Genomic DNA, 26,948 nt, shown 5'->3' with positions numbered 1-26,948 from the left:
CCGTTCCCCGCTGCCTCGCCTCAGTGACGGAAATGACGCATACCCGTCATCACCATGGCCAGGCCGGCCTCGTCGGCGGCGGCGATCACCTCGTCGTCGCGCATCGAGCCGCCGGGCTGGATGACGGCGGTGGCGCCGGCCTCGGCGGCGGTCAGCAGACCGTCGGCGAAGGGGAAGAAGGCGTCAGAGGCGACGACAGAGCCACGGGTCAGCGGCTCGGCCAGGCCCAGCACCTCGGCCATGTCCTGCGCCTTGCGGGCAGCGATGCGGCAGCTGTCGACGCGGGACATCTGGCCCGCGCCCACGCCCACGGTGGCGCCGTCCTTGACGTAGACGATGGCGTTCGACTTCACGTGCTTGGCGACCTTCCAGGCAAACAGCATGTCGGCCATTTCCTTCTCGGACGGCTGGCGCTTGGTCACCACCTTCAGGTCGTCCATGTCGATATGGCCGTTGTCCTTGTCCTGCACCAGGTAGCCGCCCGAGACCTGTTTCACCATCAGACCGGCGGTCAGCGGGTTGGCCAGGCCGCTGGTCAGCAGCAGGCGCAGGTTCTTCTTCTTGGCCAGCAGCTCCTTGGCGGCGTCATCGGCGCCGGGCGCGATGATGACCTCGGTGAAGATCTGGCTGATCTCCTCGGCGGTCTCGACATCCAGTTTCGAGTTCAGCGCGATGATGCCGCCGAAGGCCGAGGTACGGTCGCAGTCGAAGGCGCTCATGTAGGCTTCGCGCAGGGTCTGGCCGCGCGCCACGCCACAGGGGTTGGCGTGTTTGATGATCGCACAGGCCGGACCGTTGGCGGGCAGGAATTCCGACACCAGCTCAAACGCCGCGTCGGTGTCGTTGATGTTGTTGTAGGACAGTTCCTTGCCCTGGATCTGGGTGGCATTGGCGACGCCGGGGCGGTCCGAGCCATCGACGTAGAAGGCCGCCGACTGGTGCGGGTTCTCGCCATAGCGCAGGGTCTGGGCCAGGCTGCCTGCGAAGGCGCGGCGGCGCGGCGCGGGATCTTCCAGGGCGCCGGTCATCCAGGCGGAAACGGCGGCGTCATAGGCGCCGGTGCGGGCATAGGCGGTCAGCGCCAGCTTCTGGCGGAAGGCATAGGAGGTGGCGCCACCGTTCGCCTCCAGCTCGTCCAGCAGCGGCTGATAGTCGGCCACATCCACCACCACGTTGACGAACTTGTGGTTCTTGGCCGCCGCGCGGATCATTGCCGGGCCGCCGATGTCGATGTTCTCGATGCAGGTGTCGTAGTCGGCGCCCTTGGCCACGGTTTCCTCGAAGGGGTAGAGGTTGACGATCAGCAGGTCGATCGGGCCGATGCCATGCTCGTTCATCGCCGCCACATGGCCCTCGTCGTCGCGCAGCGCCAGAAGGCCGCCGTGCACCTTGGGGTGCAGGGTCTTCACCCGGCCGTCCATCATCTCGGGGAAGCCGGTCACATCGGCCACGTCGCGCACCTCAAGGCCCGCCTCGCGCAGCATCCCGGCGCTGCCGCCGGTGGACAGCAGTTCAACCCCGCGCGCGGCCAGGGCCTGGGCCAGCTCGACCAGACCGGTCTTGTCGGAAACGGAGATCAGCGCGCGGCGGACGGGATGCAGGGCTTGGGTGTCGGTCATGGTACGGGGTCCATCTGTGGGTCAGGTCAGATCGCTCAGAGCCGCCGGATCCTCTTCCTCGCGGGAAAGGTCCCGGACGGAGATGGGAGTATCCTGTGCCTTGGCAAAAGACCAGCGTATGCGCGACGCATAATCGACGGCACGGCCCGAAAGGACGATCTGAAGGGTCGATCGGGGCTTCAGCCGGTTGCGTTCGAGAAAGACCGAGGGCTCCAGCGTCATCTGCTGGCGCCCGTCATGGCGGAACACCCAGACCTCGCCGCTTTTCAGCGCCAGGCTGACGGCGGTGCCGCCCATGTCCAGCTGGGCCTCGATCTCGGGATGCAGGTGGAATCGGATCTGATAGGGGATCCCCTCCAGCTTCTTGGCGTCCATGGCGCGGTCAAAGCGGCGCTTGTCGCGCTCTTCCAGGCACAGCAGCATGTCCTCGCCCGCCACGGCGCGACCGTCGAAGGTCAGCTCCAGCGTGCGGGCATGGGTCAGCCCGTGGGTGCGGATCCAGCCGTCATGGCCGCCCTGGAACCGGATGCCGTCGGGGGCATGGGTCATCCGCACTGGCACGTTGCGCGGCGCATCCTCCAGCTCGTCGCCGCGGCCCTTGCGATGCGACAGCCGCCCCGAGGACAGCCCGTCGAGGCAGAGGGTGGAATGGCTGGGCGTGGCCCGCCCGGCGCGGCGCCATTCGGGGCCGAAACTGCGCCCCGAGCCGCAGTTGACCACCACCGGACGCCGCCCCGAGGTCAGCTCGAAGGCCAGGGTCGAGGCATGGGCCGATAGGCCCGCCCGCCCCGTGGGCGGCGGGCTGGCATCGACGATGACCGAGGTGCGGCCCGTGGACAGCCGGGCAAACCCCATCGCCAGCCCCTCGGGCTGGGCATGGCTGATGCCGCTGGCCGCCAGGGCCTGGTCCAGCCGCCCCTCCTGGCCGCGCCCGCCGCCGTGAAAGCGCGCCAGCGAGCCATCCGCATGGCGCAGGGTCCGCAGGGTGGGGGCGATACGTTCGATGGCGGCGCGATGTTCGGGGCCGGTCTCGATCTCGGCCTCTTCCAGGGCCAGGGCGGCCCAGGTCAGCAGGGTGAAGACCTCCAGCAGCTCTTCGGGGTTGCGCGTCGGCAGCCCGCCCTGGGCGTCGATCTGCGCCGCCGCCTCGCGCTCCAGGGCGCGGCGGGCGGGCTCAACATGGCCCTCCATGCCGCGCAGGGCCAGGCCCGCATAGATCAGCCCGGTCAGCGCCTCGAAGCGTGGCAACCCGGGGCGCGCAGCCTTCCAGCGGCGCGACAGGTAGATGGTCTGGCGACCCAGCGACAGAAAGAAGGCATCCGAGGCGGCGGCGTCCTGGGCGCGCAGCAGGAACAGGGCGTGATGGATCCAGCGGATCAGCCGCCGCCCGGCCAGATCGGGCTGCCAGCCGGGGCCACGCCCGCGCCCGTAACGCGCCATCCACTCCCAGGTCCAGCCCTGGGCGGCCAGCCGCGCCTTCTGATCGCCCACGGCGGCCAGATCATCGAGCCAGGCAAAGCCCTGCACCTCGTCCTCGAAGGCGGCATCGGGGGCGGCAATGTCCCAGATCGAGGACTTGGGCGCCTCGACCAGCTGCCCGGCAAAGAGGAAATTTCCCGCCAGCATCTGCCGCCCCCGGGCAAAGGCGCCGACGCTGCGCGGCTCGGGCTGGCTGGTAAAGGCGGTGGCAGGGCGGGCGCGAGCCGCGGCCCATGCGTGCAGACGGTTCAGAAACCGTGCACCGCCGGGGGCCTGGGGCTCGGATCGGGACATCTGCCTGCCTCTGTCGCTCGTCTGCTTGCCTTGCAAAACGCTCTGCTGGCGTTTGGCCTTATCCTAGCCCGCGCCGCAAGCCCTGTCATGCGCGAAACTGGATAAGCCCCGCGCTGTGCCCGATCCGCCAGCGCCGGCGCCCCCTGTCCGGGCAGAGGGGGACAGATCAACGGGAAGGGGGCTCTGCCCCCGCCCGCCTGCGGCGGCCTCCCCCGGAGTATTTTTGGCCCAGTGAAAGAGCGAGACGGGGCCCAGAGAGGCGGCGGACTTTAGCAATCGAGAGGTCGGAACCGCAGGAAGGCGAAAGGCGGGCGCCTTGCTGGCACAGCCTGCTCTTTCACCGGGCCGAAAATACTCTCGCCGAAGGCAATCGGTCGCAGGCCGATCCCCCTTACTCGACCACGGCCACGATGGGGCCCATCGGGCGGCCCCAGTCGGCCCGGCCCAGTTCCGGCGCGTAAAGGCGCGAGACATTGCCGTCGAGGTAGAGCGCCTGGGGCAGCTCCAGCGCGTCGCGGAAGAAGCTGGCGAAGTCGTGCAGGGTGACCGCGTTGCGCGAGATGACGAAGACCGCGCGGTCGCCCGAGGCCGTGGTGCCCACCCCGTTGCGGATATAGCGCGAGCTGCTGTCGGGCAGGAAGCGCGGGTGCAGCTCTCCGTCGATCACCAGCATCGGCCCCGACTGGGTCACGTCGCGACAGCCCAGCCGGTCGCGGCGGCGCTGGTAATCGAGGGTTTCCACCACCAGGGCGCGGTCCGAGGCGATGCAGAAGACCCCGTTGGGCAGCAGGCCGAAGTTGCCCGGCCCGGCATTGGGGATGACGCGCATCGCCTCTTGCCCGTCCTCGACGTAATGCCCCACCGGGGCGCGGTCCTCGTGATACATGCCCGCGTTCATCGCGAAGGCCAGGCGCTGGCCGCGGCTTTGCAGCCGCGCCTCCAGGGTGGTGAAATCGCCATAGGGCGCGCCGCCCGGATCGTAGAGGAAAAGGCGCAGCGCCTCGGTGGCCGGATCCACCTCGCAGACCGCGAACCGGTTGCCGCCCCAGTCCTGGTTGCGACAGCTGACCGCCCCGGCCGCCAGCGGCCAGGCCAGCAGCACCAGCAACAGCACCGCGAGCGCGGGCAGCAGCGGGGTCCTAAGGCGGCGGGCGGGCATCGGCTCAGGCCTCGTCCCTGTCGTCTTCCTCGTCCCCCTCGGCCGCATCGGCGCCGGTGTCGCGGCGCACCGTCTCATCGGCGAAAAGGCGGCGGGTTTCGTCCAGCCGGTCGAAGGTCTCATCGGGGCGGAAACGCAGGTCGGGCGTGAACTTCAGGTTCAGTTTCTTGCCGATCAGGCGGCGCAGCTCGCCCCGGTTGCGGGCCAGAAAGGCGATGGCATCGTCCACATGGCCGCCGCCCAGGGGCATCACATAGGCGGTGGCGATCTTCAGGTCGGGCGAACAGCGCACCTCGCCCACGGTGATGGACAGCCGGTTCAGCTCGGGGTCATGGATATCGCCCCGGGCCAGCAGTTCGGACAGGGCACGGCGCACCGTCTCGCCCACGCGCAACTGCCGCTGCGAGGGCCCCGGACCGTCGTGGAACTTGTTCTTGCTCATTGCTGCCGCCTCTTGCGGGGCCCGCCGGTCGGGCCCGTCCTGATGTCATCTTGTGGGTGTCGCGCCGCATCTAGGCCCTTCGCGCGCCGGGAACAAGGCCCCGTCCCCGCAGGCCCGGGCCTGCCTGCGCCCGAGCCTGCCACGCCCCTGACCCTTTGCCAAGCAGGGTCGGGGCGGCTAAGGAAGGCGCGACAGACGCAGGGCCATGAAGGAGACCCCCATGACCGACCTCCCGGGTATCGTGATCACCGGCGCCTCGGGGCGCATGGGCCAAATGCTGATCCGCACCGTGGCCGAAAGCGACGCCGCCCGCCTGGTGGGCGTGGTGGAACGCGCGGGCCACGACTGGATCGGTCGCGACGTGGGCGAGTGCATGGGCGGCGCGTCCCTGGGCGTTCTGGTCACCGATGACCCGCTGGAGGCCTTCGCCAAGGCGCAGGCCGTGATCGACTTCACCGCCCCCGCTGCCACTGTGGAGTTTGCCGCCCTGGCCGCCCAGGCCCGTGCAACTCATGTGATCGGCACCACCGGCCTGTCCGAGGACGACCTGGCCAAGATCGCCGCCGCCGCCCGCCATGCCACCGTGGTTCGTGCCGGCAATATGTCCCTGGGCGTCAACCTGCTGGTGCAGCTGACCAAACAGGTCGCCGCCGCCCTGGACGAGGATTTCGACATCGAGGTGATCGAATATCACCACAACCGCAAGGTCGACGCCCCCTCGGGCACCGCGCTGATGCTGGGCGAGGCCGCCGCCGAAGGGCGCGGTGTCGACCTGAAGGAGGTCACCGACAGTGGCCGCGACGGCATCACCGGCGCCCGCAAGCGCGGCGACATCGGCTTCTCGGCCATCCGCGCCGGGGCCATCATCGGCGAACACGACGTGATGTTCGCCTCGCAGTCCGAACGCATCGTGCTGCGCCACGTGGCCGAGGACCGGTCCGTCTTTGCCCGTGGCGCCCTGAAGGCCGCCCTGTGGGGCCAGGACAAGGGCCCGGGCGAATACGACATGCTGGATGTGCTGGGCCTGAAGGGCTGAGCCCCCGCCTGCGCCTTCGGGCGCGGGGCCTGCGGCGGGCGCGGCGCGCGGGGGGGAAACCTCTTCAGGGGGTGTTGAAACGGCCAGACAGGGACTTTATGTCATCCGCATGAGCCTGTCGCACCCCCCGGTCCCACAAGCCCTGTCCAACGGCCTTTGCGCCCTGGCCTGCCTGGCCTTGCTCGCGCCCCCCGCGGCGGCGCAAGAGCCGCAGGAAATCACCACCCGTCACGACTTCACCGCCCTGGTCGACGGCGCCCGCCTGACCGCCCTTGGCGTGACCCTGCGCATTCGCAGCGACGGACGCATCCGGGGCGAAATGCTGGGCACGGATGTCAGCGGGCGCTGGCACTGGCGCGACAGCATGTTTTGCCATCGTCTGGGCTGGGGCGATCGCGGCAAGACCGAAAGCTGCCAAAGCGTGACGCTGATCTCGCGCATCCTGCGTTTCACCGGGCCCGAGGGCGAGATCCGCGATTTCTGGCTGCGCCGCTAGGCGGCGACGACCCGGCGCGCCGCCGGGCCGAGAGGGCCCTTCAGAAAACAGTCCCCTCACATGGCCGGCAGATCAAAAGTCGATCGCCAGCCCCTTCTTCTCCCAATCGCCATAACGCGCCGGATCGGGGCCATCGCGGCCACCGTATTCCTTCGGACGCGCCGCCTGGGCGGCCTCGGCGGCGGCGCGGCGGGCGTCCGCCTCTTCCAGGGCGCGGCGGGCGACCTCGGGCAGGGCGGCGCGGCGCGCGGCCTCTTCCTCGGGGGTCAGGCGGGGGATCTCGGGCTGGGCGGCAGAGGCCGCGTCAGAGGCACCGCCGCTGAGGTCGGGCACCGGCTGCGGCATCCGGTCGGAGGGGTCTTGGCTCATGGCACGCTTCCTTTCGGCTCTGCCCATGATATACGCCGCCCTCATCCAGCCGCAAGACGACCGCCGGTCACGATCCGGCGCCACGCTCCGATCCGCCGCCACCAGAGGTGCCCCGATGCCCAAGCCCACGACGCCCCGCCCGCCCCGCACCAACGGCCCGGGCCGCCCCGATCGCAAGGGAGGGCCGAAGGGCCCGCGCGCGGGCAAATCCGGCGGCGCGCCCAGGGGCCGCGACGGCGGGACGGATCGCAAACCGCCCGCGCCGCTGTCGGCCCGCGCAGGCGCGCTGCGCCTGCTGAACGGGGTGCTGGGCGAAGATCCCCGCCTGCTGTCGGAACTGCGCGACGCCCCCTGGCTGGGGCGGCTCTCGCCCCCCGACCGTGCCCGCGCCCAGCGTCTGGCGACCGAGACCCTGCGCCAGCTGGAACGCTGTGACCGGCTGCTGGAAAAACACCTGAAGAAGGCGCCGCCGCTGCCGATCCTGAACATCCTGCGCCTGGGCACCTGCGAGCTGGCCGCCGGGGAAGCGGCCCATGGGGTGGTCAACGACTGGGTGACCGAGGCCGCCCGTGCCGCAGGGCGCGCCAACATGAAGGGACTGGTGAACGCCGTGCTACGCAAGGTCGCCGCAGAGGCGGGCGAGGAATGGCCCAAGCTGCGCGCGCCGCGCCTGCCCGACTGGCTGCGCGAGCCCCTGGCCCTGGCCTATGGCCCCGAGAAGGTCCGCGCCTTCGAGACCGCCCATGCGGCGGGCGCACCGCTGGATCTGACCCTGAAGGACCCCGCCACGGCGGACCACTGGGCCAAGGAACTTGGCGCGACGCTGCTGCCCACCGGCTCGCTGCGGCTGACCGAGCCGGGCCAGGTCTCGGCCCTGCCGGGATACGCCGAGGGCGCCTGGTGGGTACAGGATGCCGCCGCCGCCCTGCCCGCCCGCCTGCTGGGCGATCTGACCGGCAAGACCGCGCTGGATCTCTGCGCCGCCCCGGGCGGCAAGACGATGCAGCTGGCCGCCGCGGGCGCCCGGGTTACCGCGCTGGACCTCAGCGAAACCCGGCTGGTGCGGGTGAAAGAGAACCTGGCGCGCACCGGCCTCTCGGCCGGGATCCGCGCCGGAGACGCGCTGGCGCAGACCGGCCAATATGACGTGATCCTGCTCGACGCCCCCTGTTCCGCCACCGGCACGATCCGCCGCCACCCCGACCTGCCCCAGGCCCGCCAGGGCGACGAGATCGGCGAGCTGATCGAGCTGCAATCGGCCGTGCTCGACCACGCGCTGACCCTGCTGGCCCCGGGCGGCACCCTGGTTTTCTGCACCTGCTCGCTGATCCCTGACGAAGGCGAATGCCAGATCGAAGAGGCGCTGGAGCGCCACCCCGGCCTCTCGGTGATCCCCCCCGATGCCCCCGGCCTCGACCCCGCCTGGATCACCGAAGAGGGCGGCGTCCGCACCACCCCCGACCTCTGGCCCGACCTGGGCGGGATGGACGGGTTCTACATGGCCCTGCTGCGCAAGCCCGCCTGAGCCCAGGGCCGCCTTCGGCGAGAGTATTTTTGGCCCAGTGAAAGAGCAGGCTGTGCCAGCAAGGCGCCCGCGGTTTGCCTTTCTGCGGTTCCAACCGCTCAATTGCCAAAGTCCGTCGCCTTTCCAGGCCCCGTCCCGCTCTTTCACTGGGCCAGAAATACTCCGGGGGGAATTGAGCCGCAGGCTCAAGGGGGGGCAGAGCCCCCGCCCCTGGGCGCTTGACGCAGGCGCGCGGCTCGGCTAGCTCACCGGCCTTTGAAATCAGGCAATCCGAGAGGCGACATGGCACGCAAACGCAAGGGGCGCGACATTTCCGGCTGGCTGGTGGTGGACAAGCCCGCGGGGCTGACCTCCAACGCGGTGGTGAACAAGGTCCGCTGGGCCTTCGACGCCAAGAAGGCGGGCCATGCGGGCACGCTGGACCCCGAGGCGACCGGCACCCTGGCCGTGGCCCTGGGCGAGGCCACCAAGACCGTGCCCTTCGTCACCGATGCGCTGAAGGCCTATGACTTTACCGTCACCTTCGGCGCCGCCACCAATACCGACGATGCCGAGGGCGAGGTCATCGCCACCTCCGACAGCCGCCCCAGCGATGCCGAGATCAAGGAGGCGCTGAACGCCTTCGTCGGCGACATCCAGCAGGTGCCGCCGCAATTCTCGGCGGTGAAGATCGACGGTGAACGCGCCTACAAGCGGGCCCGTGACGGCGAGGAGATGGATCTGGCAGCCCGCCCCCTCTGGGTCGAAAGCCTGATCCTGCTGGACCGCCCCGATGCCGATCACGCACGGCTGGAGATGGTCTGCGGCAAGGGCGGCTATGTCCGGTCCATCGCGCGTGATCTGGGCGCCGCCCTGGGCTGTCTCGGCCATGTGGACCACCTGCGCCGGCTCTGGTCCGGCCCCTTCGAGGCGGCCAATGGCATTTCCTTTGCCACCGTCGAAGAGCTGGCCCGCACCCCCGAGCTGGATCAGTACCTGCTGCCGCTGGAAACCGGCCTGACGGATCTGCCCCGGGTCACCGCCACCGCCGAGGGCGCGGCGCGGCTGCGCCATGGCAACCCCGGGATGGTGATCGCCGATGGCCTCGACTATGGCGAAGAGTGCTGGGCCGTGCACCAGGGCGTGCCGGTGGCCGTGGGCACCTTCAAGGCCGGCATGTTGCACCCCAGCCGGGTCTTCAACCTGGCCACCGACCCCGCCTCTGACGCCCAGGACTGATGGCGGATCTGGTCGAGAAGCGCTTTCAGAAGGGCGACGCCACCAGCGCCGCCCTCTATTCCCCCTGCGGCCACTACCGCTATGCCCTGACCCGGGTCTGGGACGCGACCGCCCCACGCCTTCTCTACGTCATGCTGAACCCCTCGACCGCCACCGAGGCGCAGAACGATCCCACCATCGAGCGGTGCGAACGCCGCGCCCGGGCCCTGGGCTATGGCGGCTTTCGCGCCTGCAATATCTTCGCCTGGCGCGAGACCTCGCCCGCCCTGCTGAAGAAGGCCGCCGATCCGGTCGGGCCCGCCAATGACGCCCAGCTGGCCGAGGGCGCCCGCTGGGTCGGCGAGACCGGGCTGGTCCTCTGTGGCTGGGGCGCCCATGCCGACCATCTGGGGCGCGGCGCCCAGGTGGCCGCGCTGCTGCGCGCCACGGGCCGCCCGCTGGCCCATCTGGGTCTGACCAAGGCGGGCGAACCGCGCCATCCCTTGTACATCGCCTATGCCACTCAGCCACAACCCTGGGCGGTATCCGTCGGTTAACCACCCGCTGGGGTTTTCTTTGACCCCTGCGCCGCCGCATGGCCTACTTCGCCCCGGGTGTGAGTAGGCCACGCCGCCTTCGGGCGGCGGGGCGGGTAGGGTGACATGTATCTTCTGGCCTCGTTGATGGGATTGCTGATGATCGGCGCCACCGCCGTTCTGGCGCTGGATGAACCTGTCGCGTTGGACGACGACACCGAGGGCGAGGACGACGAGAACAGCGCGGTCGACCACGGCGGCAGCGGCGGCTTGCTCGACCGGATCTTTGGCGGCGGATCGGGGGAGGACGACAGCGACGACGCAGCCGAGGAGGACGGCGGCACCGAGGACAGCCTGTCCGAGGAAACGGGGAACGAGGGGGCCGCAGAGAGCGGCGACGACACGCTTGACCCCGACAGCGACGACGGCGCCACCGATGACAGCGCCACCGGGGATGGTGACGCGGCGACCGGGGACGAGGACACCCCCCTGACCAGTGACGAGATGATCGCCCTGCGCGCCCGGCTGGAGCGGCTGGCCGAAGAGTTCGGCGCCGCCCAGCCCAGCATCGGCGTGGGCGGATCCGGCGACGACCTGATACTGGGCGGCGACGGGGCGGACCAGCTGGGCGGCTATGGCGGCGCCGACAGCCTGGCAGGCGGCGCGGGCGACGATGCCCTGCACGGGATGCGCGGCGATGATGCCCTGATGGGCGGCGCAGGTGACGACACCCTGGTGGGCGGCTCGGGCGAGGATCTGCTGGCGGGGGGCAGCGGCGACGACAGCCTGGCGGGCGGCATGGGCCACGACAGCCTGGCGGGCGGTGCAGGCGCCGACACGCTGGCGGGCGGCGGCGGCGACGACCTGCTGGCGGGAGGCACGGGCGACGATGCGCTGTCGGGCGGTATCGGCGGCGACCTTCTCTATGGCGGGCCGGGGGCCGATACGCTCTTTGGCGCCTCGGGCGACGACTGGATCTCGGGGCTGGTCGACAGCCTGGAGGACGCCGACAGCGACTCGGGCGACTACCTGAACGGCGGCTCGGGCGACGATACGTTGATCGGTGGGGCGGGCGACACGCTGACCGGCGGGGCGGGGGCCGATACCTTCCTCCTGGGCGACTGGATCGAGGGCGGGGACGATGCCGCCGCCATCGTCGATTTCACCCCCGCCGATGACGTGCTGATGATCACCTATCCCGACGGCGCCCCGCCCCCCGAGATCCGCATCACCAGCGAGGGCGACGTGACCCGCGTCTTGGCCGATGGCGATTGCATCGCCACCTTCGCCGGAGCCGAGGCGATCAGCCTCGACAGTATCGCCCTGCTGCCCCGCTCGGACGCCGAGATCTTCGCCGCCTGACCCGGCGCCCCGGCCGGACGGGGGCCGCGCGACCGGCCAGAAAAGGCTTTATTTCACCGCCCGAATCCCCTATCAGCGCGCAATCTTCCGGGGACCGCCCCGGCGGAGACCCTATGGACCCTGCTGGACGACATCCCGGCTTGCGCCCCAACCCTGAACTCATAGGAGATCCCGATGTCGATCACCGTCGAAGAAAAAGCCCGCCTGATCAAGGAATACGCAACCAAGGAAGGCGACACCGGTTCGCCCGAGGTTCAGGTTGCCATCCTGTCGTCGCGCATCGCGACCCTGACCGAGCACTTCAAGACCCACAAGAAGGACAACCACGGCCGCCGTGGTCTTCTGATGATGGTCGCCCAGCGTCGTAAGCTGCTGGACTACCTGAAGGGCAAGGACGAGGCCCGTTACCAGGACCTGATCAAGCGCCTGGGCCTGCGCCGCTAAGCGCGCCCACCGTCGCAAGACAGCAAACGCCCGCCCCGAAAGGAGCGGGCGTTTCGCGTTCCTGACGCCAGTTTTTCTCTCAGCCAGTCCGCCGTTTCGGGGTATCCTGCCGGAAGACAGGAGACCGCGTCATGCCCCTCCCTTCCCCGTCCGACAGCCTGACCGCCCGCGCCGAAGCGGCGCTGGACTGGGCCATGACCACCCCCGGCGCCTGCAACGCCGTCCGCTTTCGCGGCAGTGACGACCCCGCGCGCCTGGGCTGGGCCCAGGTCTTCCGCATCCTGGAGGAAGACGGCCTGATGGGGGTCCGGATGCTGTCACGCGACCACCTTCCCGAGCTGGAGGCGACGCTGGCCGAACGCGGCTACCGCATGGAGTTCTGGAACGTCTTCACCGGCAAGGCGCAGAGGTTCACCGCCGCCTGCGACAGGGTGCTGGCCGGGCCACAGCCCGAAGGCCTGATGCCGGTGCCCGAGGCACGGCGCGCAGACGCCGCCTTTCTGGAGGCCCTGCACGCCATGATGTCGGAAAACGGGATCGTCCCCTTCCCTCCGGCCATGCTGGCCGGGACGATCGGCGGCCCCTCGGCACTGGCCGCCCTACAGGACCCTGCGGGCCGCATCGCCGCCTGCGCCTTTGCCTATTTCCCGCACAACCGGCACAGCCCCCATGCCAACACGGCCTGGGGCGGGTTGGTGGCGGTCGACCCGGCCTTCCGTGGTCGCGGTCTGGGAACGCGGGTCAACGCCATGATGCTGCGCAAGGCGATAGCAGACATGGGGGCCGGGGCGATCTACGAGCTGGTTTCAGAGGGCAACACCCCGTCGCGGCGCATGGTCGAAGGTTGCGGGCTGACGCTTGATCCCGGCCTAGTCTCCGGCATCGCAACCCGCAGCGAGGGACGCTACCTGCGCTAGGTGCGCCGCGCCAGGAACAGGACCTGGCCGCGCGGCAACATGCGGTCGTCGCGCTGCACCTGCCAGCCTGTGGCCCCTGCCGCCGCCCGCACCTGGGCCTCGGGGCGGTGGTAGGGGGGCTTGGCCGGGTGGGTCACCACGCCGTCGGCCTGGCGATAGGGCGCGTCCGCCTGCGCCTCGGGGGCGAGGAAGACGGTGAAGGCGAAAAGCGACAGCGCCGGAAAGCGGCTCAGCGAGGTCAGCGCCCGGTCGAGGTAGCCCGGCGCCAGATGCGGAAAGACGGCAAAGCAGATCGCATGGGTGATCGCCGCGCTGACGCCCGGAAAGTCGAAGCCCGGATCGCCGATCAGCTGCGCCGGGTCGGGGCGCTGCGCGTGCGGCACCTCGGCCAGTTCGCGCGCATAGCCCGCCAGCAGGATCTCGCGGCTGGCATCGGTGGCCCAGTAGTGGCCGGGTTCGAGATAGGGGATCGCCTTGCACCCCAGGCGCAGGGCGCCCGCGCCGATGTCCAGCAGGTGGTGATGGGGCCTGAGCCCGTGGTCGCGCAGCAGGGCCATCTGCACCCGTCCGGTCTCGTCCCAACGGCCGCCGACGATGGCGCGGTGGCGCCCCTCGGCAATGGCGCGGTCGTAGAAACCGGGGGCCTCGTAGGGCGAGGGGGGCAGCGGGGCGGAAGACATCGGGCAGCGCCTTTTCGGGCGAAAGGGGGATGGGCGGCGGGGCGGCAGGATCCGCCCTGCATATCCGCCCCGGCGGACACGGCAAGGGCGAATTGTCCCGCCCCCCGAACCACCACAAAGCTTTCCAAGGGGCCCTTTCTGCTGTATTGGCGCCCGTAATCTGAGACGTGGCGCATGGGACCCCGGCGCTGTGACATGAGGATTAGGGGTCGGTGGCAATGGGGCCACCATGCAAACGGAGGACCCGGGAGGGCCCGGGACAGCCTCCAGACAGGATACGCTGATGTTCAACGTAACGAAAAAAGAGATGCAGTGGGGCGACGAGACCCTCACGCTGGAAACGGGCAAGGTTGCCCGTCAGGCCGATGGCACCGTCATCGCCACCCTTGGCGAAACCTCGGTGATGGCCAACGTCACCTTCGCCAAGAAGCAGAAAGAGGGCCAGGATTTCTTCCCCCTCACTGTCCACTACCAGGAAAAATACTACGCGGCCGGCAAGGTCCCGGGTGGCTTCTTCAAGCGTGAGGCCCGCCCCACCGAGAAAGAGACCCTGACCGCGCGCCTGATCGACCGTCCGATCCGCCCGCTGTTCGCCCCCGGCTTCAAGAACGAAGTGCTGGTGATGTGCACCGTGCTGTCGCACGATCTGGTCAACGACCCCGACGTCGTCGCGATGATCGCCGCCTCGGCCGCGCTGACCATCTCGGGCGCCCCCTTCATGGGCCCGATCGCCGGTTGCCGCGTCGGTTTCACCGATGGCGAATATGTGCTGAACCCCTCTGTCGATGACATGCAGGGCCTGCGCAACAACCCCGAACAGCGTCTCGACCTGGTCGTCGCCGGCACCAAAGGCGCCGTGATGATGGTCGAATCCGAAGCCTACGAGCTGACGGAAGACGAGATGCTGGGCGCCGTGACCTTCGCCCACGAGCAGATCCAGCCGGTTCTGGACCTGATCATCAGCCTGGCCGAAGAGACCGCGAAAGAGCCCTTCGACTTCACCCCCCCGGATTACTCGGCCCTCTACGACGCCGTCAAAGCCGCCGGTGAAGACAAGATGCGCGCCGCCTATGCCATCACCGACAAGCAAGAGCGCACCAGCGCCGTTGCCGCGGTGAAGGAAGAGATCAAGGCCGCACTGAGCGAAGAGCAGCTGGAAGACGCCAACCTGGGCTCGGCGCTGAAAAAGCTGGAATCCACCGTGCTGCGCGGCGACGTGGTGAAGAACGGCAAGCGGATCGACGGTCGCCGTACCGACGAAGTGCGCCCGATCGAAGCCGAAACCGGCTTCCTGCCCCGGACCCACGGGTCTGCGCTGTTCACCCGTGGCGAGACCCAGGGCCTGGTCGTGACCACCCTGGGCACCGGCGATGACGAACAGTTCATCGACGCCCTGCACGGCAACTTCAAATCCAACTTCATGCTGCACTACAACTTCCCGCCCTACTCGGTCGGTGAAGTGGGCCGCGTGGGGTCCCCGGGTCGTCGCGAGATCGGCCACGGCAAACTGGCCTGGCGTGCCCTTCAGGCCGTCCTGCCCGCCTCGACCGATTTCCCCTACACGATCCGCATCGTGTCCGAGATCACCGAATCCAACGGGTCTTCCTCGATGGCTTCCGTCTGCGGCGGCTCGCTGTCGATGATGGACGCCGGTGTGCCGCTGAAGGCCGCCGTGGCCGGTGTGGCCATGGGCCTGGTGCTGGAAGATGACGGCGAATACGCCGTGCTGACCGACATCCTGGGCGACGAGGATCACCTCGGCGACATGGACTTCAAGGTGGCCGGCACCGCCGAGGGCATCACCTCGCTGCAAATGGACATCAAGGTTCAGGGCATCACGCCCGAGATCATGAAGACCGCCCTGGCCCAGGCCAAGGAAGGCCGTCTGCACATCCTGGGCGAGATGAACAAGGCGCTCGACGGCGCTGCGGAATTCTCGGCCCATGCCCCGCGCATCGAGACCATGCAGATCCCCACCGACAAGATCCGCGAAGTGATCGGTTCGGGCGGCAAGGTGATCCGCGAGATCGTGGAAACCTCGGGCGCCAAGGTCGACATCAACGACGACGGCATCATCAAGATCGCCTCGTCCGATGCCGAAGCCATCCAGAAGGCCCACGACATGATCTATTCGATCGTGGCCGAGCCGGAAGAGGGCAAGATCTACAAGGGCAAGGTCGTGAAGCTGGTCGATTTCGGCGCCTTCGTGAACTTCTTCGGCAAGCGCGACGGCCTGGTGCACGTCTCCCAGATCGAGAACCGCCGCCTGAACCACCCCTCGGACGTTCTGAAGGAAGGCCAGGAAGTCTTCGTCAAGCTCGTGGGCTTCGACGATCGCGGCAAGGTCCGCCTGTCCATGAAGATGGTCGACCAGGAGACCGGCGAAGAGATGGCGAAAGAGGACAGCGCCGAGTAATCGGCCCCTCATTCGGACAAATTGCGGAAGGCGCCCCCGGGGCGCCTTCTTGCATTTCAGAGAGAGGAAAAGCTGTGGCGCGCGCCACCAGGCCGCATGGCCGGGCCCGGCGCCCTAGCGCAGGATCCGCCGCGCCGCCCGACGCCAGGCCAGCAGCGCGGGCAGGCGGCCCCGTTGCAGGGCGTTCAGCCGCGATTGCCGTTTCCAGGGTTTGCGCGGCCCGGTGTAGTGGATCAGCCGCGCGGCGGCGGGGCGCTTCTCGGCCTCAGGCAGCCAGGGCAGCCCCTTCAGGGCACGGGCCCGCAGGCGGTCACGCCCCCAGATGCTGTTCCAGGCCTGCGGCAGATACTGCACGCGCCCGTCGAAATGCAGGTTCAGGAAATCCTGATCCATGTATCTGTACTGGCTGGCCTCCGAGGCATTGCCGATCCGCGCACAGAGATCCGCATCGGCGCGGATCGCGTCGCAATCCATCACCAGCAGCCCGGCGTTGAAGTACCCCGCCACATCGGCGCGACCGAACAGCGCCTGGTGATGGGCCAGCTTGGCCAGGCGCGGCGGCGATTTGCGCAGCTGGTCCAGCACGAAGAAGTCGCGCACCGCCCCCAGGGGCTGGCCCGCCAGATCGGCATCCTGCACCTCGGCCAGATCCCCCAGCACCAGCATGTCGCAATCCAGGTAGGTGATCCGCCCCTCGACCCAGCGGGGCAGATGCATCCGCGCCAGGGTCACCAGCGAGATATTAGGATCCTGCTGCTCGGCCCCGGCGAAAAGCGCGGGCGTGATCTCGTGATAGATCAGCGCCGCCCCGCGGGCCTCGCAATAGGCCCTGACCCGGTCGCGCTGCGCCGCCTCCAGGTCGTAGCCCAGGAAATGCACCTCGACCGCGCGCGAGGCATGATCCAGCGCCGAGCCGATCACCACCAGCGCCGCCTCGACCATGTTGGCATCCGTTGCCACCGCCAGGCGGATCGGCCCCTTTGCCGCCGCCGCGCCTGCCATTGCGCCCGCGTCCGTCATTGCGCCCGCGCCGCCAGAAGCGCCCCCAGGTCGGCGGGCAGCTCGGCATAGCTGCCGTGGATCAGGTAGCGGTTCCACAGATAGCCCAGGAACTGGCGCCGCAGGCGCGCCTCCGGCGCCCAGTCGCGCGCCGCCAGCGCCGCATCCAGCGCCGCCGCATCCGGCGCGTGCTGCACCAGGCCCGGCACGTTGTAACAGGCCGCGCCAAGGGTGATGACCGGCTTGCCCAGCAACAGCCCCTCGATCCCCACGGTGGAATTCAGCGTGATCACCGCCCGCGCCTCGCGGATCAGCTCCGAGGTGACATTGCCATTGGCGAAGATCACCCGCGGATGCGACGCCAGCCCCATGACAGAGCGCTTGAAGCTGGGGTGCTCCTTGATGACGAAGGTCTCGTCCGGGTTGCGCTCGGCGGCGGCGCAGACCTCGGTCAGGAACTGTTCCATGTCGCGGATCCAGGGCGAATGCTGCGTCACCTGCATGTCCGAGGGCACCTGGAAGGGCACGAAGACATAGCCCGGGGTCAGTTCGACCGGCTCATACTTGCTTTTCGAGGGGCGGTTGTTGACGAACTCCGGCAGGCCGGGGGCGGCGAAATCCTCCTCCGTCTCCAGGTAGAAGGCCGGATCGCGCGGCACCGAATTGGCGCCGTTCAGCCCCTTGGGATCGACCTGTAGGGTCTTGGGAAAGAACCCCGCCTCGATGAAGACGCGCGGGCGGTCGCGGCTGACGGCCTCGAGCACCGATTCCGGGTAGGCAGAGCCGTTGTAGACGATCACCACCTCCGGGTCGCTGGCCGCCAGCTCGGCCTCCAGCGCCTGGTGCAGCACGGCGGCCTGCACCCGTTTGACGTAGGAATAAAGCCCCGCAACGAAGGGATTGCCGAAGATCTCGGGCAGGCGGATGCGTTTGCGCGCCATGTTGGCCACGATCGCCGCCCGCGCCTGCGGCCCCGGCGCCACCAGCGCGCGGGCCTGCACCGCCAGCGCCCGCGCCCAGCCCCGATGCCGCGCCAGCCGCGCCAGAGGCTTGCCCGGAGAGGTCGCAACCACCTCCACCGCCCCCGCCAGGGCCGTGTCGAAATTGGCGATGACGCCGGTATCAAGCTTCAGGAACCGCATGTGTCTTCAATGTAGGAGGATCGACCGAAAGGAAAGAGGGCGCCCCAGGGGCGCCCTCCGACCATAGTCTAGCAGCGGCAGGATTATGCCGGATCCTTGGCGAAGCGCAGGTAGGGCAGCTTCTTGTCCAGGGCGCCGAACTTCGCCTCGGCGGCGGCATCGTCCAGCGACAGGGCGACGATCACGTCCTGGCCGGTTTCCCAGTTGGCCGGGGTGGCCAGCGGCGCGCCGAAGGTCTTTTGCAGACCGTCCAGGGCGCGCAGCACCTCGGCGAAGTTGCGGCCGACCGACATCGGGTAGGTCATCGACAGTTGCAGCTTCTTGTCGGGGCTGATGATGAAGACCGAGCGCACGGTGGCGCTGTCGGCGGGGGTGCGGCCATCGGGCATGTAGGCGTCAGCGGGCAGCATGTCCCACATCTTGGCGATCTCCAGGTCGGTGCCGTCGATGATCGGGAAGCCCGCCTTGGTGCCGGCGAAGCTCTCGATGTCGCCCTTCCACTTCTTGTGCTCTTCCACACCGTCCACCGAGATGCCGATCACCTTGGTGTTGCGCTTGGCCCATTCATCGGCCAGCTGCGCCACGGCGCCGAATTCGGTCGTGCAGACCGGGGTGAAATCCTTCGGGTGCGAGAAGAGAATCGCCCAGCTGTCGCCGATCCAGTCATGGAACGAGGCAATGGTGCCCTGGTCGGTTTCAGCTTTGAAATCGGGAACGGTATCATTGATGCGCAGAGACATAATGTCCTCCTGTCAGGATGTGTCTTTCGACATATCTAGTGACCATAGGGATCTTTTGCACCCCCATTGAGACAGGCGGTCGCATCCCCCGGCGCCGGGGCGCGCATCGCACAACGCCCCCGCCCCTTCTGCGCCCCGGGGGACCTTGCCCAGACCCGCGCAGAGTGCCACAGTGATCTGGACGACTGCAAAACTGTATCCCGCATCGCGGAATTATCAGACGACCGAAGGACAGACCATGATCGAGAAACGCGACTTCTACATCGACGGCCAATGGGTGGCCCCGCTTTCGGCCCGCGACCATCAGGTCATCGACCCCTCGACCGAAGAGCCCTGCGCGGTGATCTCGCTGGGCGCCGAGGGCGACGCCGACCGCGCCGTCCTGGCCGCCCGCGCCGCCTTCCCTGCCTGGATGGCCACCGACCCGGCAGAGCGCATCGCCCTGGTCGAGAAATTCCTGGAGATCTACGCCCGCCGCCAGGAAGAGATGGCCCAGGCCATTTCCATGGAGATGGGCGCGCCCATCGACCTGGCGCGCTCGGCGCAATGGGGCTCGGGCTATGCCCACACCAAGAACTTCCTGCGCGCCGCCAAGGACTTTCAGTTCGTGCGCCCGCTGGGCGATCACGCGCCCAACGATCGCATCGTCTATGAGGCCGTGGGCGTCTGCGCCCTGATCACGCCCTGGAACTGGCCGATGAACCAGATCACCCTGAAGGTGATCGCGGCGCTGATCGCGGGCTGCACCATGGTTCTGAAACCGTCGGAGGAAAGCCCGCTGAACGCGCTGCTCTTCGCCGAGATGATGGACGAGGCGGGGATCCCCGCGGGCGTCTTCAACCTGGTCAATGGCGACGGTGCAGGCGTGGGTGCGGCGCTGTCGGGCCACCCCGAGGTCGACATGGTCTCCTTCACCGGCTCGACCCGCGCGGGCATCGCGATTTCGCAAAACGCCGCCAAGACCCTGAAGAAGGTGCACCTGGAACTGGGCGGCAAGGGCGCCAACGTGATCTTCGACGATGCCGACGACAAGGCGGTGAAGCGCGGCGTGCTGCACATGATGAACAACACCGGCCAAAGCTGCAACGCGCCCTCGCGGATGCTGGTGCAACGCGCCCGCTATGACGCCGCCGTCGAAGAGGCCGCCGCCGTGGCCAGCGCCGTCACCGTGGGCTCGGCCCATGACGAGGGCCGCCATATCGGCCCGGTGGTGAACGCCAGCCAGTTCGAGAAGATCCAGGGCCTGATCCAGAAGGGCATCGACGAAGGCGCCCGCCTGGTGGCAGGCGGCACCGGCCGCCCCGAGGGCTTCAACCGCGGCTTCTTCGTGCGCCCCACGGTCTTTGCCGATGCCAACAACCAGATGACCATCGCCCGCGAGGAAATCTTCGGCCCGGTCCTGACGATCATGCCCTTCGACACCGAAGAAGAGGCCATCGCCATTGCCAATGACACCCCCTACGGGCTGACCAACTACGTCCAGACCAGCGACGGCGCCCGCGCCAACCGCATGGCCCTGGCCCTGCGTTCCGGCATGGTCGAGATGAACGGCCAGCCGCGCGGCGCCGGTGCCCCCTTCGGCGGCATGAAGGCCTCGGGCAATGGCCGCGAAGGCGGCGTCTGGGGTCTCGAGGACTTCCTCGAGGTCAAGGCCGTCTCGGGCTGGGACGCGCAAACCGCCTGAGCCAAAGGCGATCATTGAAACGAGAAAGGGGAGGCCTGCCGCCTCCCCTTTTACGTCGCACCCGGCCCGAAGGGGAGAGGGGGGCCTTGCCCCCCGCCGCGCGTGCCGCGCGACTCCCCCCGCGAGTATTTTCGGCCCAGTGAAAGAGCTGCCGGGCGCCCAGGAGGCGACCGCCCTCTGGCCCTGCGCGTGGCACGCGCGAAATGCAGAAGGAGGCCGCCTTACCGGGCACCGCCCCCGCTCTTTCACTGGGCCAGAAATACTCCCGCCGGAGGCAACCGGCCGCAGGCCGGTCCCCTTACAGGAACCGCCCGCCGCGCTCCAGCACCTCGATCTCGTAGCCGTCGGGATCCGCGATGAAGAAGAACTTGGCGATGAACTGGCCGTCGGGGGCGAACTCGACGATCTTACGCGGGGAAAGGCCTGCCGCGGTCAGCCGCGCGTGTTCCGCCTCGACATCCTCGACCGTCACCGCCAGGTGGCCGTAGCCGTCGCCCAGATCGTAGGGCTCGGTCCGGTCCTTGTTCAGCGTCAGCTCCAGCTCGAACCCGGTTTCGGCATTGGACATGTAGATCAGGGCGAAGCTCTCGAAATCCAGCTTCTGCGCCACGGACAGCCCGAAGGCGGTCTCGTAGAAGGCGACAGAGCGTGCCTCCTCCAGCACCCGGATCATGGAATGGATCATCTTGGCCATGGGGCCCTCCTGTGGTTGCTGCCCCTCCCCTAGCGCGGCGCGGCGGGGCGCGAAAGGCGCGCCGCGCTTGCCCCTGAGGCCGACCGCCTGCTAGATGCGGCAACGCCTCAGGATCCGGCAGCGCCGACCCAACCCCGAGAGACCCGTTCCGTGACCGATCCCGTCTTCATCCCCGTCACCGTGCTGAAGCGCGACCCTTTCTCGGAAACCGTCTCGGGCCATCTGGACGGCGCCCCCGACCGCCGCGTCGCCCTGCGCAAGCTGGACGAGCTGCCCCTGTGGTCGCGCCCCATTGCCCGGCTGCTGGCCCGGCGCGAGGTGCGGGGCTTGCGCGCCGTGCAGGGGATCGAGGGCTGCCCCGAACTGATCCGCTACGACCGCCAGGGCATCCTGCGCGGCTGGTCCGAGGGCACGCCGCTGCAACTGGCGCGGCCCGCTGATGCCGCCTTCTACCGCGATGCCAAGCGCCTCTTGCGCGAGATGCGCCGCCGGGGCGTCACCCATAACGACATCGCCAAGCCGCAGAACTGGCTGATGCGCCCCGATGGCGGCGCGGCGGTGATCGACTTTCAGCTGGCCTCGGTGCACCGCTTTCGCGGCCCCCTCTTCCGCACCATGGCGCGCGAGGATCTGCGCCACCTGCTAAAGCAAAAACGCGCCTATGCCCGCCACCTGCTGACCCCAGCCGAACGCGCCATGCTGGCGCGCAAGGCCCTTCCCACGCGGATCTGGATGAAGACCGGCAAGCGGCTTTACAACTGGATCACCCGCGACCTTCTGGACTGGTCCGATGGCGAAGGCACCGAGGACCGGATCGAGCGCAACGGGCCGAAGATCGCCGCCCGGCTGAAGGGCCAGCCGGTGACGGCCCACCATGTCACCACCTATGCCCTGCCCGGGCGGGGCACCGGCCTTTACACCTTCGTGGAAACGCAGATGCCCCAGGACGCCCTGCGCGCCCTGCTGCCCGAGGCCCTGTCGGAAAAGGTGCAGCCCGTCGCCCGCCTGCCGCGCGACGAAACGGGCCAGATCCGTGGTGACCTGCTGTCGCTCATTGCCGCCAACCGCCTGGACGAGATCGAGACCCTGCGCCTGCGCGACCCCGCGCTCTCGCCCGAGATCGACGCCCTGATGGCCAACCGCCAGAACCTCACCGACCGCATCCTGAAGCGCTGAGCCCGCCCAAAGGCGCCCTCTTCCCCCATTTTTTGGCCATAAATATCCCGGAGGTGAATTGAGCCACAGGCTCAAGAGGGGGCAGAGCCCCCTCCCCCTCAACAGCCTCAGAACGGCGCCTTGACGCGGAACTTCATCCCCTGGCCACCCTCGGGGTGCAGCAGGCGCAGCTCTTCGGAATGCAGCATCAGGCGGGGATGATCGCGGGCCTCGCCCTCGGCATAGAAGGGATCGCCCAGGATCGGATGGCCAAGGGCCAGCATGTGGACGCGCAGCTGGTGCGACCGCCCGGTCTGCGGAAACAGACGCACCCGGCTTTCGGCATCAGAGGCCTTCAGCACCCGCCAGTCGGTGACCGCAGGCTTGCCATTCTCATGGTCGACCATCTGCTTGGGCCGGTTCGGCCAGTCGACGATCAGCGGCAGATCCACCGTTCCCGTCTTCGGCTCGAGCCGCCCCTGCACCCGGGCCACATAGGTCTTCTTCACCCGGCGGTGTTCGAATTGCAGGCCCAGGTGGCGCTGCGCGTGGGGCGTCATGGCAAAGACCATCAGGCCCGAGGTGTCCCGGTCCAGCCGGTGCACCAGCAGCGCGGTAGGAAAGGCAGCCTGCACGCGGGTCAGCAGGCAATCGGCCAGATGTTCGCCCCGGCCCGGCACCGACAAAAGCCCCGTGGGCTTGTCGACGATCAGCAGTTCGTGATCCTCGTGGATCACCGACAGGGGGGTATCGGGGGGCGTATAGACGTCGGACATGGGCGCCAGATAGCCTGCGCGGGGCGCCCCGTCGAGCCTCGACCGCCCCCGGCCGGCGCCTGACAGCGCCCCTCAGCTCCGCGCGGGCAGCGAGGCAGCCCCCAAAAGCAGCCCATAGACGATGAAGCAGACCGCCATGCCGCGCCGGAACCAGCTGTTGAACACCGCCCCCAGGGCGGCGCGGCCAACGAAGACGCCAAGGGCGGTATAGGTCACGTAGCTGGCCGTTGTCAGGGTCAGCGCGGTCGGCACGATCACCCCCATCTGGCGCCAGATCGGCACATCGGGCTGCACGAATTGCGAGAAGGCGGCCAGGTAGCCCGCCACCGACTTAGGGTTGATCGTGGCGATCAGGAAGGCACGAATATAGACCGAATGGCCAGGCCGGTCCGTGGCCGTGACGGGGCGGCGGGCGTTCATCCAGCCGCGAATCCCCGTCCAGATCAGGAAGGCGGCCCCGGCGTATTTCGCCACCGCGAACCCGGTGGGCGAGGTGGCGATAAGCGCCGTGATCCCGGCGGCCGAGGCAAAGAGGAACAGCGTCGCCTGGGTCAGGATCCCCGCCACCCCCCAAAGGGCGCGGGGAAAGCCCAGGGTCATCCCGTTCTGGATGCAGTTCACCGCATTCGGCCCCGGGGTGGTGACAAAGATCCCCCAGAACAGGGCGAAGACGGTCCAGCCCTCGACGCTCATCCGAAGGTCTCGGCCAGGATCGCCGTCAAGGCCTTTGCGTCCTCCTCGGTGAAGGCGTCGGGCTGGTCGCTGTCGATGTCCAGCACGCCGATCACCGCGCCTGTGCCATCGCGCACCGGGATCACCAGTTCAGAGCGGGTCGAAGAGGCGCAGGCGATATGGCCGGGGAAGGCCTCCACATCGGGCACCAGCTGGGTTTCGCCGGTCCGGGCCGCGGCGCCGCAGACGCCCCGCGTGAAGGGGATTTGCAGGCAGCCATGGCCGCCCTGATAGGGGCCGATCTTCAGCAGCCCCGGTTCCGTCACCCGGTAGAAGCCGGTCCAGTCGAAGCGGTCGTCGCTGTGGTGGATCTCGCAGGCGAGGGTGGCCATCAGGGCGACCTCGTCGGTTTCGCCGTGGGTAAGGGAACGGAGCGTGGCGGCAAGGGTGGCGTAGTCGGGCATGTCGGTCCTTGATGAGAGGGGCGGAGGGGGCTGTCTGCCCCCTCTTGCGGCCCGGGGCCGCAATTCACCCCCGAGGATATTTCAGGCCAAAAAATAGGGAAAGGGCCTGTGCCCTATCCCCCCGGGGGCGCGTCAGGGGCGTTCGATGGCAATCGCCGTGCCCTCGCCGCCGCCGATGCAGATCGCGGCGATGCCGCGTTTCAACCCGCGCGCCTCCAGCGCATGCAGCAGGGTGACGAGGATGCGCGCGCCCGAGGCGCCGATCGGATGGCCCAGGGCACAGGCACCACCGTTGACGTTGACCCGGTCGTGGGGCACCCCCATCTCGGCCATGAAGGCCATCGGGACCACGGCGAAGGCCTCGTTCACCTCCCACAGGTCGACGTCTTCGACCGCCCAGCCGAGCTTCTTCAGCAGCTTGCGCGCGGCGGGCACCGGGGCCGTGGGGAAATCGGCCGGGGCCTGGGCATGGCTGGCATGACCCATCACCTGGGCCCGCATGGGCAGGCCCCGCGCCTTGGCCGTGGCGCGCGAGGCCAGTACCAGCGCCGCCGCCCCGTCGGAGATCGACGAGGAATTGGCCGCCGTCACCGTGCCGCCCTCGCGGAAGGCCGGTTTCAGCTGCGGGATCTTCTCGGGCCGGGCCAACCCCGGCTGTTCATCCGCCGCCACGGTGACGGCGCCCTTGCGGGTTGTGACCTCGACCGGGATGATCTCGGCCGCAAAGGCCCCCGCGCTTTGCGCCGCCAGGGCGCGTTCCAGCGAGGCCAGCGCGTAGGCATCCTGGGCCTCGCGGCTGAAGGCGAAGGCCCCGGCGCAATCCTCGGCGAAGGTGCCCATCAGGCGACCCTTGTCATAGGCGTCTTCCAGCCCGTCGAGGAACATGTGATCCACCGTCCGGCCATGGCCCAGGCGGGCGCCGCCGCGCATGGCGGGCAGCAGGTAGGGGGCATTGGTCATGCTTTCCATGCCCCCCGCGCCCATGACGGCGGCATGGCCCAGGGCGATCTGGTCGAAGGCCACCATCGCCGCCTTCATCCCCGAACCGCACATCTTGTTCAGCGTCGTGGCGGGCACCTCTTGCCCCAGACCGGCGGCGAAACCCGCCTGGCGCGCCGGGGCCTGGCCCTGACCGGCGGGCAGGACGCAGCCCATCAACAGCTCGTCCACCGTCGCGACCCCCGCCTGGGCCAGGGCCGCGCGCAGGGCCGCCCCGCCCAGATCCGCCGCCGTCAGCGGCGCGAAGGCCCCCTGGAACCCGCCCATGGCCGTGCGCGCCGCGCCCGCGATAATCACCTCTTGCATGAAACCCCTCCCTCTGCTGGCCCGTGCATACCGAATGGTAAGGAATGCCGTCTAGCGTTTCCACAGGTCCAGTTGCCAGGGAGGTCCGGGAATGGAGTTCACCCTTAGCGCCAGTGACGGCGCCACGATCATCACCGTCGAGGCGGCGCGGATCGACGCCGCCGTGGCGATCCGGTTCAAGGACCTGATGCAGCAGGCGACAGAGGGGCTGGACGGGCGCGTCATCCTGGACCTGACCCAGGTGGATTTCATCGATTCCAGCGGGCTGGGCGCCATCGTCGCCTCGATGAAGCAGTTGCAACCCGGTCAGCAGCTGGAACTGGCCGCGTTGAACACCAATGTCGACAAGGTGTTCCGGCTGACCCGGATGGACACGGTCTTTCCCATCCACAGCGACATCAGCGCGGCGGTGGCCAGCCATGCGCGCTGACCCCGCGGGCGCCTCGGGGCGGGACGATCCCGCCCCCTCGGCCCTGGCCCCCAGCCCCGACCCCGGTTCCGACCCCGAGGACAGCGCCCTGCACCTGACCTTTCCCAGCTCGCCCCTGTCGGTGCGCCATGCGTTGCAAAGCGTGGTCGCCGCCCTGCCCGAGCTGGACATCGAGGAACGCGGCACGGTCGAACTGGTCCTGGCCGAGGCGCTGAACAATGTCGCCGAACACGCCTATGGCGCCGAGGATCGCGGCTGGATCAGCCTGGACTGCCGGGCCGAGGCCGACGGGCTGCATTTCCGCATCCGCGACGAGGGGCGCCCGATGCCCGATGGCGCGGCCCCCATGGGCCAGCCCGCCCCCCTGCCCGAAACGCTGGAGGCGATGCCCGAGGGGGGGTTCGGCTGGTTCCTGATCCGGGACCTGTCCCGCGATGTGCACTACGCCCGCAAGGGCGACGTGAACGAGCTGACCTTCCGAATGCGCGTCGGCAGCTCTGAACCCACGTTGTAGGGGGCCGAGACCAGGCCTTGGCAGCCGCGCACCTTGCGCGTTCCGCCGCGCCAAAGCCGCACGCCCTGCGCCCCGCCCCCAGGCCGCCCCGAGTCTCACCGCCCTGCCGACCCCGCCCAAAGCGGCGCAAATGGCCCCGAATTGTGGCCCGCGCAGGGTGAATTCCGCCCTCTCGCCACGCCGATCACCGCAAGGGACGATTTTCGCCACAATCGGCGAATTTGCCCCGAAATCGCCCTATCCCAATCCCATTGGGGCCACGACCCGCGCCCATCACTCTACCTGTAGCTGCACTGGCTTCCCTCGGCGCCGCGTGTTACAGCCCCCACCCAGTGCGTGGCGTCGAGGTCTACCCCCCTTCCCCAACACATCCGCCGCCGACCGCCGCCCCCACGGGCCGCG

General features: G+C 68.9%; 27 protein-coding genes. 13 read left to right on the top strand and 14 right to left on the bottom strand.

What is annotated here, in order from left to right; all coding sequences use genetic code 11:
• Nucleotides 1-20 precede the first annotated feature (20 nt).
• The 4 genes from purH to rbfA form a co-directional block, all read right to left on the bottom strand.
• Nucleotides 21-1,619, bottom strand: a complete 1,599-nt coding sequence (purH, locus tag ACRARE_RS17665; RefSeq protein ID WP_432657785.1) for a bifunctional phosphoribosylaminoimidazolecarboxamide formyltransferase/IMP cyclohydrolase — start codon at nt 1,617-1,619, stop codon at nt 21-23.
• A 21-nt stretch (nt 1,620-1,640) separates the two neighbouring features.
• Nucleotides 1,641-3,392 (bottom strand): heparinase II/III family protein, encoded by a 1,752-nt coding sequence (locus ACRARE_RS17660; protein ID WP_432657784.1) that lies wholly within the window; start codon nt 3,390-3,392, stop codon nt 1,641-1,643.
• Between the two features lie 391 nt (nt 3,393-3,783).
• On the bottom strand, nt 3,784-4,551 hold the full coding sequence (locus ACRARE_RS17655) for a phosphodiester glycosidase family protein (RefSeq protein ID WP_432657783.1): 768 nt from the start codon (nt 4,549-4,551) through the stop codon (nt 3,784-3,786).
• 4 nt (nt 4,552-4,555) lie between these two features.
• The gene (rbfA, locus tag ACRARE_RS17650; protein ID WP_432657782.1) at nt 4,556-4,993 is read right to left on the bottom strand and encodes a 30S ribosome-binding factor RbfA; all 438 of its coding nucleotides are present in this window, start codon (nt 4,991-4,993) and stop codon (nt 4,556-4,558) included.
• A gap of 220 nt (nt 4,994-5,213) precedes the next feature.
• Between rbfA and dapB the strand changes: the two genes are divergently transcribed.
• Both dapB and ACRARE_RS17640 read left to right on the top strand, forming a co-directional pair.
• On the top strand, nt 5,214-6,029 hold the full coding sequence (gene dapB, locus ACRARE_RS17645; protein ID WP_432657781.1) for a 4-hydroxy-tetrahydrodipicolinate reductase: 816 nt from the start codon (nt 5,214-5,216) through the stop codon (nt 6,027-6,029).
• 109 nt (nt 6,030-6,138) lie between these two features.
• Nucleotides 6,139-6,525: a dihydrodipicolinate reductase gene (locus ACRARE_RS17640; RefSeq protein ID WP_432657780.1), complete on the top strand. Its 387-nt coding sequence runs from the start codon at nt 6,139-6,141 to the stop codon at nt 6,523-6,525.
• A gap of 72 nt (nt 6,526-6,597) precedes the next feature.
• Here the strand turns inward: ACRARE_RS17640 and ACRARE_RS17635 are convergent, their stop codons facing one another.
• A complete protein-coding gene (locus tag ACRARE_RS17635; protein WP_432658056.1) occupies nt 6,598-6,795 on the bottom strand; it encodes a DUF1674 domain-containing protein in 198 nt (65 codons plus the stop codon).
• A gap of 214 nt (nt 6,796-7,009) precedes the next feature.
• Between ACRARE_RS17635 and ACRARE_RS17630 the strand changes: the two genes are divergently transcribed.
• The 6 genes from ACRARE_RS17630 (at nt 7,010) to ACRARE_RS17605 (ending at nt 12,875) form a co-directional block, all read left to right on the top strand.
• Nucleotides 7,010-8,419, top strand: coding sequence for an RsmB/NOP family class I SAM-dependent RNA methyltransferase (locus tag ACRARE_RS17630; RefSeq protein ID WP_432657779.1), 1,410 nt, complete (start codon nt 7,010-7,012; stop codon nt 8,417-8,419).
• A gap of 282 nt (nt 8,420-8,701) precedes the next feature.
• Entirely contained in the window at nt 8,702-9,637 is a 936-nt protein-coding gene (gene truB, locus ACRARE_RS17625; protein WP_432657778.1) for a tRNA pseudouridine(55) synthase TruB, read from the top strand.
• Between the two features lie 8 nt (nt 9,638-9,645).
• Complete coding sequence (locus ACRARE_RS17620; protein WP_432658055.1) at nt 9,646-10,173, top strand: DUF1643 domain-containing protein; 528 nt, start codon at nt 9,646-9,648, stop codon at nt 10,171-10,173.
• 105 nt (nt 10,174-10,278) lie between these two features.
• The gene (locus tag ACRARE_RS17615) at nt 10,279-11,514 is read left to right on the top strand and encodes a calcium-binding protein (RefSeq protein WP_432657777.1); all 1,236 of its coding nucleotides are present in this window, start codon (nt 10,279-10,281) and stop codon (nt 11,512-11,514) included.
• 174 nt (nt 11,515-11,688) lie between these two features.
• Nucleotides 11,689-11,958 carry a 30S ribosomal protein S15 gene (gene rpsO, locus ACRARE_RS17610; protein ID WP_432657776.1) on the top strand — a complete coding sequence of 90 codons (270 nt, stop codon included), beginning with the start codon at nt 11,689-11,691 and terminating at the stop codon, nt 11,956-11,958.
• Between the two features lie 131 nt (nt 11,959-12,089).
• Nucleotides 12,090-12,875 (top strand): GNAT family N-acetyltransferase, encoded by a 786-nt coding sequence (locus tag ACRARE_RS17605; protein ID WP_432657775.1) that lies wholly within the window; start codon nt 12,090-12,092, stop codon nt 12,873-12,875.
• Here the strand turns inward: ACRARE_RS17605 and ACRARE_RS17600 are convergent.
• The gene (locus ACRARE_RS17600) at nt 12,872-13,555 is read right to left on the bottom strand and encodes a class I SAM-dependent methyltransferase (protein ID WP_432657774.1); all 684 of its coding nucleotides are present in this window, start codon (nt 13,553-13,555) and stop codon (nt 12,872-12,874) included. The two genes, ACRARE_RS17605 and ACRARE_RS17600, sit on opposite strands and share 4 nt — an antisense overlap.
• 283 nt (nt 13,556-13,838) lie before the next feature.
• Between ACRARE_RS17600 and pnp the strand changes: the two genes are divergently transcribed.
• Nucleotides 13,839-15,971, top strand: coding sequence for a polyribonucleotide nucleotidyltransferase (pnp, locus tag ACRARE_RS17595; protein ID WP_432657773.1), 2,133 nt, complete (start codon nt 13,839-13,841; stop codon nt 15,969-15,971).
• A 114-nt stretch (nt 15,972-16,085) separates the two neighbouring features.
• Here pnp and ACRARE_RS17590 read toward each other — a convergent pair whose 3' ends face one another.
• From ACRARE_RS17590 to ACRARE_RS17580, 3 genes are all read right to left on the bottom strand, one after another.
• On the bottom strand, nt 16,086-16,991 hold the full coding sequence (locus ACRARE_RS17590) for a glycosyltransferase family 8 protein (RefSeq protein ID WP_432657772.1): 906 nt from the start codon (nt 16,989-16,991) through the stop codon (nt 16,086-16,088).
• Nucleotides 16,988-18,112: a capsular polysaccharide export protein, LipB/KpsS family gene (locus ACRARE_RS17585; RefSeq protein WP_432657771.1), complete on the bottom strand. Its 1,125-nt coding sequence runs from the start codon at nt 18,110-18,112 to the stop codon at nt 16,988-16,990. Before ACRARE_RS17585 ends, ACRARE_RS17590 begins: the two co-directional genes overlap by 4 nt.
• 83 nt (nt 18,113-18,195) lie before the next feature.
• Entirely contained in the window at nt 18,196-18,852 is a 657-nt protein-coding gene (locus ACRARE_RS17580; protein ID WP_432657770.1) for a peroxiredoxin, read from the bottom strand.
• Nucleotides 18,853-19,090: 238 nt separating this feature from the next.
• Here ACRARE_RS17580 and ACRARE_RS17575 point away from each other — a divergent pair, with 238 nt between their 5' ends.
• Nucleotides 19,091-20,536, top strand: coding sequence for an aldehyde dehydrogenase family protein (locus tag ACRARE_RS17575; protein WP_432657769.1), 1,446 nt, complete (start codon nt 19,091-19,093; stop codon nt 20,534-20,536).
• 298 nt (nt 20,537-20,834) lie between these two features.
• Here ACRARE_RS17575 and ACRARE_RS17570 read toward each other — a convergent pair whose 3' ends face one another.
• Nucleotides 20,835-21,230 (bottom strand): VOC family protein, encoded by a 396-nt coding sequence (locus ACRARE_RS17570; RefSeq protein ID WP_432657768.1) that lies wholly within the window; start codon nt 21,228-21,230, stop codon nt 20,835-20,837.
• Nucleotides 21,231-21,380: 150 nt separating this feature from the next.
• On the opposite strand from ACRARE_RS17570, the gene ACRARE_RS17565 reads away from it, so the two are divergent.
• On the top strand, nt 21,381-22,406 hold the full coding sequence (locus tag ACRARE_RS17565) for a serine/threonine protein kinase (protein WP_432657767.1): 1,026 nt from the start codon (nt 21,381-21,383) through the stop codon (nt 22,404-22,406).
• 107 nt (nt 22,407-22,513) lie between these two features.
• Here ACRARE_RS17565 and ACRARE_RS17560 read toward each other — a convergent pair whose 3' ends face one another.
• The 4 genes from ACRARE_RS17560 to ACRARE_RS17545 all read right to left on the bottom strand — a co-directional run bounded on the left by ACRARE_RS17560 (nt 22,514) and on the right by ACRARE_RS17545 (nt 25,602).
• Nucleotides 22,514-23,161, bottom strand: coding sequence for an RluA family pseudouridine synthase (locus tag ACRARE_RS17560; protein WP_432657766.1), 648 nt, complete (start codon nt 23,159-23,161; stop codon nt 22,514-22,516).
• A 72-nt stretch (nt 23,162-23,233) separates the two neighbouring features.
• Nucleotides 23,234-23,854: a LysE family translocator gene (locus ACRARE_RS17555; protein ID WP_432657765.1), complete on the bottom strand. Its 621-nt coding sequence runs from the start codon at nt 23,852-23,854 to the stop codon at nt 23,234-23,236.
• Nucleotides 23,851-24,297 (bottom strand): free L-methionine (R)-S-oxide reductase MsrC, encoded by a 447-nt coding sequence (msrC, locus tag ACRARE_RS17550; protein WP_432657764.1) that lies wholly within the window; start codon nt 24,295-24,297, stop codon nt 23,851-23,853. The genes ACRARE_RS17555 and msrC overlap by 4 nt, the downstream gene beginning before the upstream one ends.
• 132 nt (nt 24,298-24,429) lie before the next feature.
• Nucleotides 24,430-25,602, bottom strand: coding sequence for an acetyl-CoA C-acyltransferase (locus ACRARE_RS17545; RefSeq protein ID WP_432657763.1), 1,173 nt, complete (start codon nt 25,600-25,602; stop codon nt 24,430-24,432).
• A 91-nt stretch (nt 25,603-25,693) separates the two neighbouring features.
• Here ACRARE_RS17545 and ACRARE_RS17540 point away from each other — a divergent pair, with 91 nt between their 5' ends.
• Nucleotides 25,694-26,032 carry an STAS domain-containing protein gene (locus tag ACRARE_RS17540; protein ID WP_432657762.1) on the top strand — a complete coding sequence of 113 codons (339 nt, stop codon included), beginning with the start codon at nt 25,694-25,696 and terminating at the stop codon, nt 26,030-26,032.
• Nucleotides 26,022-26,546, top strand: a complete 525-nt coding sequence (locus ACRARE_RS17535; protein ID WP_432657761.1) for an ATP-binding protein — start codon at nt 26,022-26,024, stop codon at nt 26,544-26,546. The genes ACRARE_RS17540 and ACRARE_RS17535 overlap by 11 nt, the downstream gene beginning before the upstream one ends.
• Nucleotides 26,547-26,948 lie beyond the last annotated feature (402 nt).

Source organism: Pseudooceanicola aquaeponti (genome assembly GCF_050897975.1).
Lineage (GTDB): Bacteria > Pseudomonadota > Alphaproteobacteria > Rhodobacterales > Rhodobacteraceae > Pseudooceanicola.
The sequence above is the reverse complement of the archived record's forward strand: the minus strand, read 5'-3'. Positions and strand labels throughout refer to the sequence as shown.